The sequence below is a fragment of the Rhodococcus sp. GQ147 genome (genome assembly GCF_059759155.1).
The window spans coordinates 23641-38852 of record NZ_JCAXDU010000024.1 but is presented as its reverse complement, the minus strand read 5'-3'; the positions used below and the strand labels follow the sequence as shown (position 1 = coordinate 38852).

The following is a 15212-nucleotide window of genomic DNA, read 5'->3' as shown; positions in this document are numbered from 1 at the left end:
ATGTCCCGCACCACGATCCGTATCGACCGCGCACCAGGCCGGGCACGACTGACCCAGCGGGCGGGCATGCTCGTCCCCCGCACGGTCGAGGTCGGTCCGGACCACGCGCGGGTCGCCCTCGTCGCCGCCGGCGCGTTGTTGCTCGGTGGTGACTCGGTGACCGTCGACGTCCACATCGACGCCGGATGCACACTCGAACTACAGGACATCGGTGGCACCGTCGCCTACGACGCCGACAACCGGCTGTCCCGGTGGGACGTGCGGATCACCGTCGCCGAGGGCGGCACCCTCGTATGGGACACCTACCCGTTCGTGATCGCCACCGGCGCCCGCGTGCACCGCGACACCCGGATCGAACTCGCCTCCGACGCCGCCACGAGCATGCGGGAGACCCTCGTCCTCGGGCGCCACGGAGAAACCGGGGGTGCGATCCGCAGCCGTACCTCGGTCACTCTCGATCGTCGTCCCCTCTTCGTCGAGGAGTTGAACACGCACGGCGCGTTCCCCGAACCCGGGATCCTCGGTTCCGCGCGGGTGCACGACGTCATCGCGACCTACGGGCGACGCGCCGAGGGCGACGGCGTCGTCCAACTCGAAGGGCCCGGCAGCCTGCTGCGATTCCTCGGCGCCGACGCCCACTCCTCGCCTCTCGAGTCGACCTGGCGCTCCTGGCGCTCTACACACGTTCACCCGTCCACCCTCGAAGGGAGTCTCACCCATGCACGTCCCTGACCATTTCCTCCCCATGAGCGTCACCGCGCCCGCTGCGGCGATCGCCACCGGTGCGGTCGTCCTCGCCGCCACCGCCGGGCGCCCGCGCATCACGACCCGGGACACCCTTCTCGCGGGCACGACCGCAGCGATGATCTTCGGCGCCCAGATGGTCAACTACCCCATCGCCGGTGGCGTCAGCGGCCATCTCATCGGCGGCGCACTCGCGACCGCGCTCCTCGGGCCCCGGCTCGCCCTTCTCGCGATGACCGCCGTGGTCGGCGTGCAGGCGTTGCTATTCGCAGACGGCGGCATCAACGCGCTCGGAGTGAACGTGCTGCTGATGGCGGTGCTGCCCGTCCTCGTCACCGCGGCCGTCCGCATCGGCGCCGAGCGACTCGGCCTCGGGAAGCTGGCGCGGACCACCGCCGCCGTCAGCGCCGGTCTGTCCGTGCCGGTGAGTGCCGCGGTTCTCGGCGTCGCGTATTCGTCGACCGTCGGAACCGGCGCCGCAGCAGCGTTCATCGGCGAACTGACCGCGGTCCACCTGACCATCGGTCTCGGTGAAGCCCTCATCACCGCCGCCGTGCTGAGCACCGTGATGGCGTTCGCGCCCGGCGTCGCCGCGTGGGACGCACGGCCTTCCGTCACTCCCGTTGCCGTCCGACGTGGTCTCGCGGCGATCGGCGGTCTGGGCGTGGTCAGCGCCTGCGCGCTGGCGCTCGTCGCGTCCGGCAACCCGGACGGTCTCGAGCACATCGTCGGTGCCTATTCGCTGCCGGTCGGTGACGCTGCCTTCGCCGGTCTTCCCGGCCTCGCCGACTACGGCACGCTCAGCGGCACCGAGTTCCTCGCGGCACTGGCCGGGCTCGCCGCCACCGCGGTGCTCGGCGCCGCTCTCGCCGCGATGGGCCGCACGCCGGTCCGCCAGGGCGCGTAACCGTCACGGGACGCGCCGCATCGAGCCCCTCTGTCGGAACACTCCGATCGAGGGGCTCGATGAGTTTCGGGCATGCCCCCGGTCAACATTCGCGAACGGATCCGTCCGACTCCGGGAGACGTCATGACCCAGCAGACCACCCGCGCCCTTCCACCGATCGTCGACGAGCAGACATGGCGGTCGGCGCTCGACGACCTACGGCGACGGGAGAAGGCCGCCACTCGCGAGCTCGACGCCATCGCAGCGCAGCGCCGCCGGCTGCCGATGATCGAACTGCCCGACTACACGCTGATCGGCGCCGACGGCCCGACCCGGCTCGTCGATGTGTTCCAGGGCCGCTCGCAGCTCATCACCTATCACCACATGTGGTCCGACGGTGCCGAATGGCAGTGCGGTGGATGCACGAGTCTCACGACGCAGTGGACCCGGCTCGGCATCCTCGACAACTACGACGCCCGCATGGTCGTCGTCACCAACGGGCCGATCGACGAAGCCCTCACCTACAAGGTGAAGGTGGGCAACACGATGGAGTGGTACTCGTCGTCGGAGAGTTCGTTCGGCGCCGACGTCGACGCACCTCCCGGTGGAGGGTTCGCGGTCAACGTGTTCCTGCGCGACGGCGACACGGTCTACCGCACCTGGCACACCACCGGCCGCGGCACCGAGCAGCTCAGCTACACCTTCGCGCTGATCGACATCCTTCCGTGGGGTCGTCAGGAGGAATGGCAGGATTCGCCCGAGGGCTGGCCGCAGTCGCCGACCTATTCGGGGTGGCTCGATTCCCCCGATGTGGCGCGACTCTACGGTCCGGGCACCGGCGCGCGGTGAAAGCGGATGACATGGTGGACGCGACCCCGTCACGCGCCTGGTACGTGAGAACCGGTGTGTCACAGGAATTCAGTCGGCGAGGTAGCGCAGCATCACGGCGGTGGTGAACTGTCGGGTCTCGACCAGGCGCAGATCCACGCGCTTCTCCAGGGGCGGGAACATCGGTGTGCCACCACCGAGCAGGACGGGTGAGACGAACACCTGGTACTCGTCGATGAGACCGTGTGGGATCAGCGACGCGGCGAGGTTCGCCCCACCGACCTCCATGACGCCGTCTCCCTCGGCCTTGAGCCTGCGCACCTCCTCCACCGCGTCGTCGCTGACGAGGCGACTGTTCCAGTGGACCTCGGTGAGGGTGCGGGAGAAGACGACCTTGGGCGTGGTCGTCCACAACTCGGCGAAGTCGCGTTCGATGGGCGAGGCGTCCTCGGGCAGGTGCGGCCAGTACTCGGCCATCAGCTCGTACATCCGCCGGCCGTGCAACGAGAGCTCGAGCCGGCGGAACCGGTCGTTGTGGAACTGGTGCAGTTCGTCGTCGGGGTCGGTCCAGTCGATATTGCCGTCACGGTCGTTGATGTAACCGTCGAGGGACACGCCGAAGTCGTAGATCAGTGTTCTCATGCTCCGATAGACCGTCGGCGCACCCCGAACTCATCGGCCCGGTGCGACCGTGTCGGGCTTACGGCTGGAGCAGCACGTCCAGACCACGCTCGAACTCGTCGATGCGGCGACCGAGGGCATGGTGACCGCCGTTGACCAGCTCGGACACACGGACGATCCCTGCGGTGTCCGCGATCTCGTTGAGGTTGCGCGACGTCCAGTACCAGGCGGCGGTGGTGAAGGCGTTCTCCGGCGCGGCGAGCAGCTCGGGGTGCGCGACGAAGTCGACGCCGATGTGCTCGCTGACCTTCTCATAGTTGTGACGGCCCGTGATCTGGATCGCGCCGCGACCCTTGTAGCGCTCACCGTCGCCGGGATGGGTGTTTCCGAGATCGGCGCGACCCTCGTATGCGCGACCGGACGCGTACTCCTCGAAGGTGCGGAAGGAGTCCGATTCGACGGCCAGCTGGGCGATGAACGCCGCCTGACGGACCGGGTTGTCGATGCCGCTGCGCGCCATCGCGTCGTTCAGCGGCGCGATGAACTGCTCGACCTTCTCCGCCGGGATGCCCGGCACGATGCGGGTCAGTTCCTCGGGTGTGACGGCGGGGAGCGGCGCAGGAGTCGTCTCGGCGACGAGTTCGACCACCTCGGTCGCCTCTGCGGATTCGGCCTCTTCCTCGTCGTCGGTCACGGTCCAGCCGTCGGCGGCCAGGGCGTCGAAGTCGAGCGCCCGGAGCAGGCCGCGGGGCTCCTGGAAACGGGTAGGTGCAGGGGTGGTGGGTGCGGTGTCGGCGTGGGCGACGGAGGTACCGACGCCGAGCGCGGCGGTGAGGACGGCCGCGGCGGCGACCGCGGCACGGAAACGGCGCAATGATGAAACGGACAAGGGTCGTGCTCCAAGATTCGCCGAAGCTGGGTTCGGCCTTCGAACGGGGCCGCGGGCATCACCGGCGGGATCGTTACCACCGCACGGAGGGCCAACACACGACCATCAGGTCACAACCAGGTAACGTCGCAGGTCGAGAGGTTTTCAAGCGATCGTGGCCGACGCCATCTGAACCAATGAAAGTGGTGCGTGCCATACTCGGAAGTCGATCATTGCGGCGATCGCATCCGGCCGGCCCAGCGAGAACCTGCCGGAGCGGTACCTGGCCGATCCTGCCCCTTGTCCACCGAGGATCGCTGCACTCTCACCGAATTAGTTGTGCAGCAGTACCTTCGATCACGAAACCGCACGCGCCGAAGGTTCGTCCCGCAGATGGTCGAATCGAGGCCGCGATGGGTCGCCCCCCTCGGGAACAGACCGGTTCGATCCGACCGAGGAGGTGTACACCCCCGAGCCGGGTCGTAATCATTTCGTGTCCGACGACACACCTCGATAACGCGTAGCTGCACGCCGACCGAGACCGTCCGCGTTCACAATACGACGACCCGAGCAGGAAGTACCGATTGGTATGTTCACACAGGTCGAAGACCCCGACCGTTCGGTCGGGTCTTCCATGATCAGCGCGCTGAAGCGGGTCGGCGCGGCGTGCTGCAGTAGCAAGCCCCGGTTCATAGCGCGAACTGCGCGGAGCGGTACCGACCGCCCTGTATGCCGCGCCGAGAACACTCAGCGGTCGCGGTAGTACGCCCGGATCGCGCGGCTCATCACCTTGATCTCACCGGTCCGCTCGTGCCGGGATCGGGCATCGGACCGGGCCGCGATCCATTCGTCCTCACGTCGCAGTTTGCGATGACTCTCCACTCGCCGGGCATCGAGGTCGCCGCGGTCGACAGCGGCAGAACCGCGCATCCCGGTTCGGTCTCGTGCGCACAGTCCGCGAAGCGGCAGTACTGAGCGAGCTCATCGACCTCGGGGAAGGCGGAGGCGATGCCGGCACCGGCGTCCCACATCCCGATACCCCGCAACCCCGGAGTGTCGATGAGGGTCACGCCGCCGCCCAAAGGGAACATCTCCCGATCGGTCGTGGTGTGCCGGCCCTTGCCGTCGCCCTGGCGCACCGGTGCCGTCGCCTGGATGTCGCGACCGCACAGCGCGTTGACCAGCGTCGATTTCCCGGCGCCGGACGCTCCGACGAACACGACGGTGCCGTGGAGCACCTCGCGCAGTTCATTCAGGCCGGATCGATTCGGCGCACAGACCTCGACCACGCTCGCACCGGGTGCGACCACGGCGACCTGCTCGAATACCGCTTCGGTGGCGATGTCGACCTTCGTCAGGGCGACTACCGGTTGCGCGCCGCTGTCCCAGGCCAGCCCCAGCAGACGTTCCATGCGACCGAGATCGAGGGTGTCGGATGCGACCGTCACCACGACGGTGTCGACGTTGGCAGCGAGAACCTACTCTTCCGAACGCCCCGACGCGTCGGCACGACGAATCGCGCCGGTACGCGGCAGCACCGCACAGACCCTGCCGGTCATATCGCCTTCGGTGGCCGGTTCGCGCACGATCACCCAGTCGCCGGTGCAGACGTGGTGGCCCGCTGTCCGTACCCGCAGCGGACCGGCGGAGGTCATGGTGTCACCATGACCTCCGCCGACCCTCACGATCCGGCCGGGGGATCCCTGGACGTCGTTGTCCGCGAACCGTTCCGCGATCTGCTCGGACCAGCCGTACTCGACCAGCGGATCGGTTCCGGGTGGGACATCGGGGTGCACGGTGACTCCTGGATCATGACGAGGCGCGGGTGGTCCGCTCCGACAGATCCGATGGTGAACTTCGCACCCTGCAATGCAATCGAATTTCCGCGTGCATCCTCAATCGCGGTGGGCCGACAGCAGCCAGGCCGGGAGCATCGAACGGCCCCTGTCGTCGCGTTGCCACGCGGCAGCCTCTTCGTCGCCGAGAAATGCGTGGATGAAGGCCGGCCGCACGTCGTCAACGGTCCAGAACTCGGCAACCACGTCGCGTAGCTCGTCGTCCGTCACGGGATTGGGTCCCTGGCCCTCTTCGGGGAAGGCGTCCTTCGAAAAGGCAAGGACGAAGAAGGACGCGTTCGGAGCAGCGGCACGGGTGACGGCGCTCAGGTAGGCACGGCGCCGGTCCACGGGCAGCGAATGGAACAGGGTGCTGTCGACGATCGTCGCGAACCAGCCGTCGAAACCCGTGAACGAGCTGATGTCGGCCACCTGGAAGGTCGCGGTCGTCAGTCCCCGCTCCGCCGCCGCGGCCCGAGCGGCCTCGATGGCTGTGGGCGACAGATCGAGACCGATCACGGTGTATCCCTGTGCCGCCAGACGGAGGGAGGTCTCGGCATGCCCACAGCCTGCGTCCAGCACGTCGCTGCGGAATCCGCCCTCGTCGATCAATCGGGCGATCTCGGGCTGGGGCTCGCCGATGTTCCAGGGTACGGGGCCCGAAAACCCTTCGGCGACGCCCCGGTAGATGTCGTCCCACGGTGCAACCTGGCCGTCCTCGGTCATGGATCCGACGGTACGCCCGCCGCCGGATCCACCGCACCGATTCCGAATTCGGCACCGGTAACCGGTTCACTCGGCCGGGTTCGTGAGGAAGGATCGACAAGCGCCACCGTTCGAGAGGGGAACTCACTCGTGACCGAAACCGCCGCATCTGCACCCGCCGGCCCCGGCCGCGAACGTCAGGGGGTCGTGTACCGCAACGGCGCGCTGGGCCGGCGTCCGGCCGTCCCGACGTCCTTCGGCGACCTCGAACACGCCGCGCGACGCGCGAGTTCGAAGCGGGCCTGGGCGTATGTCGCGGGCGGCGCCGGCGAGGGACGCACGATGCGCAACAATCGGCGTGCGTTCGACCGATGGGCGATCGTCCCGCGCATGGCCCACGGAGTCACCGAACGCGACCTGAGTACGACCGTGGCAGGCACGTCGCTGTCCTCACCGCTGTTGCTGGCACCGATCGGCGCGGGAGCATTGATGGCCGCGGACAGCGACCTGGCGATCGCGCGGGCGGCCGCCGCGACCGGCGTGCCGTACATCTTCTCCAATCAGGGCTGCAATTCCATGGAGGACTGCGCTGCCGCAATGGGCTCTGCGTCCCGCTGGTTCCAGCTGTACTGGAGTTCCGACGAGGATCTCGTCGACAGCCTGCTGCGGCGGGCCGAAGCGGCGGGCGCCGAGGCCGTCGTCGTCACCCTCGACACGACGATGCTGGGATGGCGTCCGCAGGACCTGAATCTCGGGTCGTTGCCGTTCGCACGCGGCGAGGGCATCGCCCAGTACACCTCGGATCCCCGCTTCCTCGACATCGTCCGGCAGCGGATCGACGCCGCCCGCGACACGCTGACGGAGCGACCCGATGTCACGCTCGGCGCGATCCGCACACTGCTGTCGATGACCCGCAACCATCCGGGTCGATTCCTCGACAATCTCCGCTCCCCCGCACCGCGCGCCGCCGCGGAGACCTTCCTCGACATCTACTCCAATCCGGGACTGAGCTGGGAGCATCTGGCGACGTTGCGGGATCGGACGCGACTTCCCATCGTACTCAAGGGAATTCTGCATCCGGACGACGCGCGTCGCGCCGTCGACCTCGACGTCGACGCCCTCGTCGTGTCGAACCACGGTGGACGCCAGGTCGACGGATCGATCGCCTCACTCGATGCTCTGCTCGACATCCGTGCCGCGATCGGCCGGGAGCCGACCGTGTTGCTGGACAGCGGGATCCGAAGCGGTGCCGATGTCTTCGTCGCGCTCGCGCTCGGCGCGGACGCCGTACTCCTCGGCCGGCCCTACATGTACGGACTGGCGATCGCGGGTCGGCAGGGCGTCGAGGAGGTGGTCCGCAACGTGATCGCCGAGTTCGACCTCACCATGGCATTGACCGGTGCCCGTTCGGTCGCCGATATCGACGAACGGTTCGTCCGGCCGAATCCCTCCTTCTGAAACAGGGTCAGGCCTTGCGCGCACGCATCTTGCGGTACGGGGTCTCGTCGATGCGCGTGGTGACCTCGGCGACCATCCTGTCGTACGACTCGTTCTTGCGGGCGATGCCGATGAGCCGCTTGGTGGTGCGCGCGGCGGCGCCCAGGTTCATCGGGCGGCCCTCGATGCCGTACATCAGGCGCGCCCACTCCGGTAGCAGCGACAACATGTCGTCCTGCACGACGACGAAGGTGAACACCTTCACCGGATTGCCCCACAGGTTCGGCTTCCGGAGCGCGTGCGTCACCTCGGCGGCGGCGAGCGACAGCGACAACCAGTGGCGCTGCTCGTCGACGTACGCCTCGAGGTCGGCGCGGGTGGCGGGAAGACGGGCCGGGTCTGCGTATCGGCGACAAACGCGTGGTCGTCGCGAAGTCACGTGCCAGCACCGCGATTTCACCCTCGTCTCGTCAGGCGAGGAGCGCGGCGTCGAGCACTCGGCGCGCCGCTGCGGGATCGTCGACATGGATCGCGAACCGGCTCACGAGCGCTGGACGGCGGCGATGTTCGAAGAAGGCCGGCAAGAGGGCCTCGACGGGTTCCGCGAGGACGAGATCGAGATTGGTGCCGTCGGGACCGGGCAGGAACAGCACCTCGCCGTCCACACCCGTCTCCGCCGGCTGGAAGCGATGGCGCGGGATACATCGCTGCAGGTTGTCGGCGTCGATACGTGCCACGACCTGATGTCCGGAGCGCAGGACGAGGCCGTCCCGTGTCAGAAGATGCGGGTTGACGACACGATCCGCGAGCCACCCCGCGAGAGGAAGAAGCGAGTACACCGAGACGATCAGCAACGTCCAGCGCAGCCATTCCCACGGCACGAGTATGTGGACCACCGCGATCTCGATGACCGACGCCACGAGCCACGCGATCGGCACGCTCATCGTGCCGCGGGTGTAACCGATCGTCGTCACCTCAGGTCCGGCGCCGACCCGACGTCCTCGTATCAGGAACCACAGTGCGCGGTAGCTTCTCAACTCTGCGCGGATCAGGGCCCCGGGCACGCGGCCGACGAGTTCGTCGAGCACCCCCGCCCACGGTGTTCCGGATCGGCGCAGGATTCGAACCCGCAGTGCGCCGACGATCAGCACCAGGATTCCCAGAGGTAGCTCGAATCCGAGCCAGACCTTCAGTGCTGTCACCGGTGTGAGGATGCCCAGTGCAACGAGGAGGGCGTTCGTACAGGCCACCACCACGGTGAGGACGAGAGCGGCTCGGTGGACGCGCCGGACGGTGCGCTCAGTCATGCCCGCGCTCCGTCCTGCTGCGGTCCCGACTGTGCGGCGACGCGCCGGGCGAACCCGATCGCGACGGCCTGCTGGGCCGGGTCCGGAAGGAACTCGGCGAGCACCTCGGTGTTCGATTCGAGGGCAGTTGCCGCCTCGGCTGCCCACGAACCGAGCACCTCCGCCATGATCGGGATGTCGTCGAGCAAGGCGGTCATGCCGTCGATGACGGCGCTGACCTCGTCGGCTGCCGCGGTGGGATCTTGTCCGGCAAGTGCACCGAAGCGTCGGTAGACGGCGACCATGGCGTGCCGTTGTTCGGGGTCGTCGAGCAGGGTTCGCATGGCGTCGAGATACTCCGGTGATGCCTGCCCGGTGAGTGCGAGCATCTCCCAGCTGTCGCGTTCGCGGACGAACAGCGTCCGGGTGTGCGGGTCGTCCTCGCCGTCGATGAGTTCGTCGAACGCGTCGACGATCGGTGACGGCAGGGGCGAGAGCCGGTCGCCGGCGCGGTGACGCTCGAGAATCGCGGCGAGTGCCTCACGTTTGACCTGCAGCGTCCGGATCTGATTGTCTGCCGCCTCGAGCAGCGATTCGAGGTCTGCGGTGAGATCGGACTCGGCATCTCGGTCGCTGCCGTCGGTGAAGTGGCCGCCGAGGACGGTCGCCACCGCACCCAGTGGAACACCCGACTGGGCGAGCCAGCGGATGCGCAGCAGACGCACCAGGTCGGCGAGTTCGTAGTCCCGGTATCCGTTGGGTGCCCGTGGGGGTTCGGGCATGAGCCCGAGCCGGTGGTAGTGCCGAACGGCGCGAACGGTGGTTCCCGCAGCCTGGGCCAAGTCGCTGATCCTCATGGCTTCAGCATCGACCCTGACGCTACGTCAGGGTCAAGCCATGAATGCGGCGGCGCACATCGGGGTGGGAACAACCCGAGAAGGACTGCGGTTGAGTGCAGTAAGATAGTTGACAGATCAACTACATGACCGAGAGGGGTTACCGTGCCTGCCGTAACCGTCGACAACGTTCTCGCTCTTCCTCGCGTCGAAGAGCCCGCACCCGACGCACTCTCGCGCCCCGTCCTGTCCGTGACCATTGCACCGCGCGGCTTCGAAGGCGAAGGCTTCCCGGTCCGCCGTGCGTTCGCGGGCATCGAGACGAAGTACCTCGATCCTTTCATCCACATGGATCAGATGGGTGAGGTGAACTACGCGCCCGGCGAACCGAAGGGCACCCCCTGGCATCCGCACCGCGGTTTCGAGACCGTCACCTACATGATCGACGGCATCATGCAGCACCGCGACTCCCACGGAGGCGGCGGCACGATCGGTGGCGGCGACACCCAGTGGATGACCGCCGGCAGCGGCATTCTGCACATCGAAGCACCACCGGAACATCTCGTGGTCAGCGGTGGACTGTTCCACGGCGTGCAGCTGTGGGTGAACCTGCCCAAGGCCGAGAAGTTCGTCGCCCCGCGGTATCAGGACATCGGCGGCGGCGCGGTCGCCCTGCTGTCCTCGGCCGACGGCGGCGCGCTCATCCGGGTGATCGCCGGAGAACTCGACGGGCACCGTGGCCCCGGTTCGACGCACACACCGATCACCCTGCTGCACGCGACCGTGGCGCCGGGAGCAAGCGTCACCCTGCCGTGGAACCCCGAATTCAACGCCCTGACATACGTGCTCGCCGGTGATGGCGCGGTCGGACCGGAACACCGCCCGATCCGGACCGGACAGACCGCCGTCTTCGGTAGGGGTGAAAGCCTGACCATCTCTGCTGCCGCGACACAGGATTCGCGCACCGACGCCCTCGAGGTGTTCGTGCTCGGTGGCAAGCCGATTCGTGAACGCGTCGTCATGGCGGGTCCGTTCGTCATGAACACCCGCGCCGAGATCATCGAGGCGATGGAGGACTTCCAGGCCGGGCGATTCGGTTCCATTCCCGCCGTGCGCCCGTCGGACGAAAATGCCTAGATGGGTAGTTGCGTTAGGGTGGCTTCGACCCCGGAGATCGGGGTTGAAGCCACCCAAGTCGGCTACCGTGCACCGGGTTCATCCTCACGCATGCCACGAATCCGGTGTTCTCGACCGCGCTGAGCGAGGTCGAGAACACCAAATCGTCGGCCGCGCCGCTTCTACGCCAGCGCCAGCGCTACGAGCGCGACCAGCGACGGCACGCTCTGACACAGCGACCCCACCACCCCGGTACCTCGTGGACGGCTCATCGCCATCCGGTCCGAGGCGAACAATGCCATGCCGGCCAGGAACATGAACGCGCACGTGTAGACGACGAGGGTGCGGCCCGGGGTTTCGTGCCCGGTCCACCACAGGATCATGCCGGCGAGCGCTCCGGATCCGAGGAAGAGGTTGTAGAAGCCGACGTTGAACGCCCACATCCGCACCGGTGGAACATCCGCAGCGGGGACGCGGAACACGCCCCAGTGGATGCTCGGACGGCGAAACAGGATCGTCTCCCACACGAAGACCATCAGGTGCACCGCGGCAGCGACCAGGGCCGCGAGTTGCGCAACGACGATCATGGCGAGACCTCCTCGGCGAATCGGATTCCGTAACGGGTGGCGATCTGCCCGAACCTGCTCATCAGTGCATCCTCGGGCAGGTGCTCCTCCCCCAGCGCGTCGAGGTCGGTGAAGAAACCGCTCGTCCCGGTCCCGGAGCAGACGAGGAGAAAGGCCGCGTCGTCGGTGAGCACCGAGAAGCTGTTCATCGTTCCCGCCGCGATGGTGAGCGTGTCACCGGCGGCGAGTTCGCAGCCCTCGCCGTCGAGGAGGACGAGGATCCGGCCGCGCAGGAGGTGGTAGGTCTTGGGCCAGGGCTCGGAGTGCAGCGGCGGTGGGCTGCTGCAGGGCGCCTCGACCAGCATGAGCTCGTAGGCGTCGCCGGTCTGTTCACCGGACGACAGCACGGTGACGACGGCATCCGGCACCGACAATTGCCCGCCCGTACTGGCACGTTGGAGATCGATCGTGGACACAACTGCGACGCTATGGATCCGGAAACAGCCGGACCATCCCCTGAATCGGGGATGCTCCGTCTTCCGGATCCAGCGCATACTGGGTTCATGCTCGAAGTGCGGGCGGAGCGCCTACGCCGCGAGATCCTGGAGTTCGCGGGCACCGGCGTCGGCGTCACCGCACTGCACCAGCGTGCCATCGAACTGGTCGATCGCACCGTACGCAGCGACTTGACGTGCTGGGCACTGTTCGATCCCCTGACCCTGGCGTTCGGTTCGATGACCAGTGGGCGCAACCGCATTCCCGGTGAGTACGAGCCACTGCTCGCGGAATCGGAATGCGGTGGACACGATCCCGCAACCTTCGCAGACATCGCCCGCAGTGGACGAACAGTGGTGCGGGCCTCGGATCTACCGTCGACCGAAGTCGCCCACAGCCTCCGGAACGCGGCGGTATGGCGTCCACTCGGACTCGACCGCGAGGTGCGAGTCGTCTTCACAGTGGACGGGTTGTGTTGGGGAGCGGCGGGTTTCGTCCGCTCGGGTCCGGACTTCACGGATCGGGAACTGGAGTTCCTGACAATGACCGCACCGGCGGTGGCGGTTGCGACCCGGGTGGCCGCCGTCCATACCCTGCACGCACGCCCCGGAGCCGATCCCGGTCCTGCCGTGATCGTGACGGATCCCGCGGGTGAGCCGGTCGCATCGACGGTCGCGGCGCGGATCTGGGAGGATCGGCTCGCCGGTCCGGTGCGACTGGCGCTGCTGTTGCGGGCGGCAACATTCGGGGCTCGGGCGAGTACGACCGGGGTGTTCCGGGCACGTATCCGCAACGACGGCGGAGGCTGGATCGTCGTCCGTGCGGCGCCGTTGAGCGCCGACGGCGACGAGGCCCGCACGGCGGTCACGATCGAACCCGCGGCCGACAGTGAACTCACAGACATGCTGTTCGCCGCGTACGCGCTGACCGCCCGCGAGTGCGAAGTGTGCACCGACGTGCTGAACGGACTGTCGACGGCCGCGATCGCTCGACACCGGGGCATCACGCCGAACACGGTGCACGACCATCTCAAATCCGTCTATGCGAAGACGGGGGCGGGTAGTCGCGCGGAACTCGTCGCTCGGTTGGCCGGCCGGCAGATGCCCCGACCGTCCCTGTCGCCCCCATACGCGCCGACGATCAGGTCCGCGCACTGAGCGATCACGCTCACTACACATTGAGCGGGGTTGCTCGTTGTATGCCACAGTGCCACTCGGTGCATGCAGCTGCCACGCCCGAAATCCCTCTGTTCCAGAGCAGGTGACGTCGGCCCGTTGTTTTTTGCACCTTGTTGCACATAGTCTGGCTTGAGAGGGACCGCCCTAGACGAAGAAGGAACACACCATGACGCTGCCACCGATCCTGTCCGGCCCGCTGAGCCTGCCCCTGGTCGCTTCCCCGATGTTCATCGCGTCGGGACCGGAACTGGTGTCCGCCCAGTGCCAGGCCGGAGTCGTCGGGTCGTTCCCGGCACTCAACGCCCGTCCCCAGTCGATGCTTGTCGACTGGCTGCAGCAGATCACCGAGAGCAACGCCGACTACGCGGTGCGCCACCCCGAGGAGTACGTCGCGCCGTTCGCCGTCAACCAGATCGTGCACCGCTCCAACGAGCGACTCGAGCAGGACCTCGAGGTGATCGTCGAGCATCGGGTCCCCATTGTGATCACCTCGCTCGGTGCCCGAGAGGAGGTCAACGAGGCTGTTCACTCCTACGGCGGCATCGTCCTCCACGACGTGATCTCGAACGAGTTCGCGCACAAGGCGATCGACAAGGGCGCGGACGGCATCGTCGCCGTCGCCGCAGGCGCCGGCGGCCACGCCGGGACGCAGTCACCGTTCGCATTGCTCCAGGAGATCCGCCGGTGGTTCGACGGCCCCCTGCTGCTGTCCGGCTCCATCGCCCACGGCCGCTCGATCCTCGCTGCCCAGGCCGCCGGTGCCGACCTCGCCTACGCCGGCACAGCCTTCCTCGCCACCGAGGAGGCCCGCAGCGCCGACGACTACAAGAACATGATCGTCGACAGCACCGCCAAGGACATCGTCTACAGCAACCTGTTCACCGGCGTGCACGGCAACTACCTGCGGGGAAGCATCGTCGCCGCCGGACTCGACCCCGACGACCTCCCCGAGTCCGATCCGTCCGCCATGAACTTCGGGTCCGGTGGCAACACCGGCGCCAAGGCCTGGCGCGACATCTGGGGCGCCGGCCAGGGCCTCGGCGCGATCGAGTCCGTCGTCCCCGCCCGCGAGCTCGTCCAACGACTCCGCGACGAGTACGAGCTGGCGTGGACGTCCCTCGAACGACGCCGAGTCGCCATGATCGACGCCGGATAGCGTGACCTAGGCTGACGCGGTGTCTCTCAGGTTCGCCATCCTCACCGCACTGGTCGAGCGCGACAGCACCGGACTGGAACTGACGCGGCGCTTCGACCGGTCGATCGGGTACTTCTGGCCCGCGACCCACCAGCAGATCTACCGAGAACTGGACCGGATGCGGGCGGGCGACCTGATCCGTGAAGTCCCGACGGACGGAAAACCCGGTCGCGGTCAGCCCCGACGTTTCACCATCACAGCGGACGGCCGCCGACTGCTGCGCGGCTGGATCTCCGAGATCGAGGATCCGGACGTGGTGCGCTCCGGTGTCTCCGTGCGCCTGCGCGCGGCCGCGGCGCTCGACGATCCCGACGCCGCGCGTCCCGCGCTGGAACATCAACGCGCCTACCGGACGGCGATGCTCGAGCAGTATCGCGCCATCGAGCAACGCGACTTCGTCGAGGTCCGGGGCGACGCGCGGAGCACCCTGCAACATCTCGTGCTCCGCCTCGGCATCCTCCTCGAAGAAACGTGGCTGACCTGGCTGGACGAGGCGCTCGACACGATCGACCGGCTCGACCCGACACCGGATTCCTCCGCCGACCGCAGCGGAACGGTCCCGTAGACCGGAACACGAGAACCGGGCCGAGGCGTACCACGCGAGGGAGGTCGGCTT

At 67.7% G+C, this 15212-nt stretch carries 18 protein-coding genes; 8 read left to right on the top strand and 10 right to left on the bottom strand.

The window, feature by feature from the left end:
* From AC6CID_RS21945 to AC6CID_RS21935, 3 genes are all read left to right on the top strand, one after another.
* Entirely contained in the window at window positions 1–732 is a 732-nt protein-coding gene (locus tag AC6CID_RS21945; RefSeq protein WP_006552038.1) for an urease accessory protein UreD, read from the top strand.
* Entirely contained in the window at window positions 719–1651 is a 933-nt protein-coding gene (locus AC6CID_RS21940; RefSeq protein ID WP_037216621.1) for an energy-coupling factor ABC transporter permease, read from the top strand. The genes AC6CID_RS21945 and AC6CID_RS21940 overlap by 14 nt, the downstream gene beginning before the upstream one ends.
* Window positions 1652–1774: 123 nt before the next feature.
* Entirely contained in the window at window positions 1775–2479 is a 705-nt protein-coding gene (locus tag AC6CID_RS21935; protein WP_033098148.1) for a DUF899 domain-containing protein, read from the top strand.
* Window positions 2480–2548: 69 nt separating this feature from the next.
* Here the strand turns inward: AC6CID_RS21935 and AC6CID_RS21930 are convergent, their stop codons facing one another.
* From AC6CID_RS21930 to AC6CID_RS21910, 5 genes are all read right to left on the bottom strand, one after another.
* On the bottom strand, window positions 2549–3100 hold the full coding sequence (locus tag AC6CID_RS21930) for a dihydrofolate reductase family protein (protein WP_006552034.1): 552 nt from the start codon (window positions 3098–3100) through the stop codon (window positions 2549–2551).
* A 58-nt stretch (window positions 3101–3158) separates the two neighbouring features.
* A complete protein-coding gene (locus AC6CID_RS21925; RefSeq protein ID WP_230811032.1) occupies window positions 3159–3968 on the bottom strand; it encodes a glycoside hydrolase family 19 protein in 810 nt (269 codons plus the stop codon).
* A 764-nt stretch (window positions 3969–4732) separates the two neighbouring features.
* Window positions 4733–5395 carry a ribosome small subunit-dependent GTPase A gene (gene rsgA, locus AC6CID_RS21920; RefSeq protein ID WP_498354459.1) on the bottom strand — a complete coding sequence of 221 codons (663 nt, stop codon included), beginning with the start codon at window positions 5393–5395 and terminating at the stop codon, window positions 4733–4735.
* A 30-nt stretch (window positions 5396–5425) separates the two neighbouring features.
* Window positions 5426–5743 (bottom strand): ribosome small subunit-dependent GTPase A, encoded by a 318-nt coding sequence (locus AC6CID_RS21915; protein ID WP_248846242.1) that lies wholly within the window; start codon window positions 5741–5743, stop codon window positions 5426–5428.
* Between the two features lie 99 nt (window positions 5744–5842).
* Window positions 5843–6508 (bottom strand): class I SAM-dependent methyltransferase, encoded by a 666-nt coding sequence (locus AC6CID_RS21910; protein ID WP_064060982.1) that lies wholly within the window; start codon window positions 6506–6508, stop codon window positions 5843–5845.
* Between the two features lie 129 nt (window positions 6509–6637).
* On the opposite strand from AC6CID_RS21910, the gene AC6CID_RS21905 reads away from it, so the two are divergent.
* Window positions 6638–7945 (top strand): alpha-hydroxy-acid oxidizing protein, encoded by a 1308-nt coding sequence (locus AC6CID_RS21905; protein WP_498354458.1) that lies wholly within the window; start codon window positions 6638–6640, stop codon window positions 7943–7945.
* Between the two features lie 7 nt (window positions 7946–7952).
* On the opposite strand, the gene AC6CID_RS21900 is transcribed toward AC6CID_RS21905, so the two are convergent.
* From AC6CID_RS21900 to AC6CID_RS21890, 3 genes are read right to left on the bottom strand one after another with little or no spacing between them, the layout of a single operon-like run.
* Complete coding sequence (locus AC6CID_RS21900) at window positions 7953–8363, bottom strand: oxygenase MpaB family protein (protein ID WP_174556283.1); 411 nt, start codon at window positions 8361–8363, stop codon at window positions 7953–7955.
* A 31-nt stretch (window positions 8364–8394) separates the two neighbouring features.
* On the bottom strand, window positions 8395–9231 hold the full coding sequence (locus AC6CID_RS21895; RefSeq protein ID WP_217579808.1) for a hypothetical protein: 837 nt from the start codon (window positions 9229–9231) through the stop codon (window positions 8395–8397).
* Window positions 9228–10067 carry a MerR family transcriptional regulator gene (locus tag AC6CID_RS21890; RefSeq protein WP_498354457.1) on the bottom strand — a complete coding sequence of 280 codons (840 nt, stop codon included), beginning with the start codon at window positions 10065–10067 and terminating at the stop codon, window positions 9228–9230. The genes AC6CID_RS21895 and AC6CID_RS21890 overlap by 4 nt, the downstream gene beginning before the upstream one ends.
* 144 nt (window positions 10068–10211) lie before the next feature.
* On the opposite strand from AC6CID_RS21890, the gene AC6CID_RS21885 reads away from it, so the two are divergent.
* Complete coding sequence (locus AC6CID_RS21885; protein WP_230811027.1) at window positions 10212–11183, top strand: pirin family protein; 972 nt, start codon at window positions 10212–10214, stop codon at window positions 11181–11183.
* Between the two features lie 161 nt (window positions 11184–11344).
* Here the strand turns inward: AC6CID_RS21885 and AC6CID_RS21880 are convergent, their stop codons facing one another.
* Window positions 11345–11749, bottom strand: coding sequence for a DUF1304 domain-containing protein (locus AC6CID_RS21880; RefSeq protein WP_019289386.1), 405 nt, complete (start codon window positions 11747–11749; stop codon window positions 11345–11347).
* Complete coding sequence (locus tag AC6CID_RS21875; RefSeq protein ID WP_498354456.1) at window positions 11746–12204, bottom strand: cupin domain-containing protein; 459 nt, start codon at window positions 12202–12204, stop codon at window positions 11746–11748. The genes AC6CID_RS21880 and AC6CID_RS21875 overlap by 4 nt, the downstream gene beginning before the upstream one ends.
* An 87-nt stretch (window positions 12205–12291) precedes the next feature.
* On the opposite strand from AC6CID_RS21875, the gene AC6CID_RS21870 reads away from it, so the two are divergent.
* The 3 genes from AC6CID_RS21870 (at window position 12292) to AC6CID_RS21860 (ending at window position 15161) form a co-directional block, all read left to right on the top strand.
* Window positions 12292–13380 (top strand): helix-turn-helix transcriptional regulator, encoded by a 1089-nt coding sequence (locus AC6CID_RS21870; RefSeq protein ID WP_498354455.1) that lies wholly within the window; start codon window positions 12292–12294, stop codon window positions 13378–13380.
* Window positions 13381–13567: 187 nt separating this feature from the next.
* Entirely contained in the window at window positions 13568–14557 is a 990-nt protein-coding gene (locus tag AC6CID_RS21865) for an NAD(P)H-dependent flavin oxidoreductase (RefSeq protein ID WP_019289383.1), read from the top strand.
* Between the two features lie 19 nt (window positions 14558–14576).
* Window positions 14577–15161, top strand: a complete 585-nt coding sequence (locus AC6CID_RS21860; protein WP_006552020.1) for a PadR family transcriptional regulator — start codon at window positions 14577–14579, stop codon at window positions 15159–15161.
* Window positions 15162–15212 lie beyond the last annotated feature (51 nt).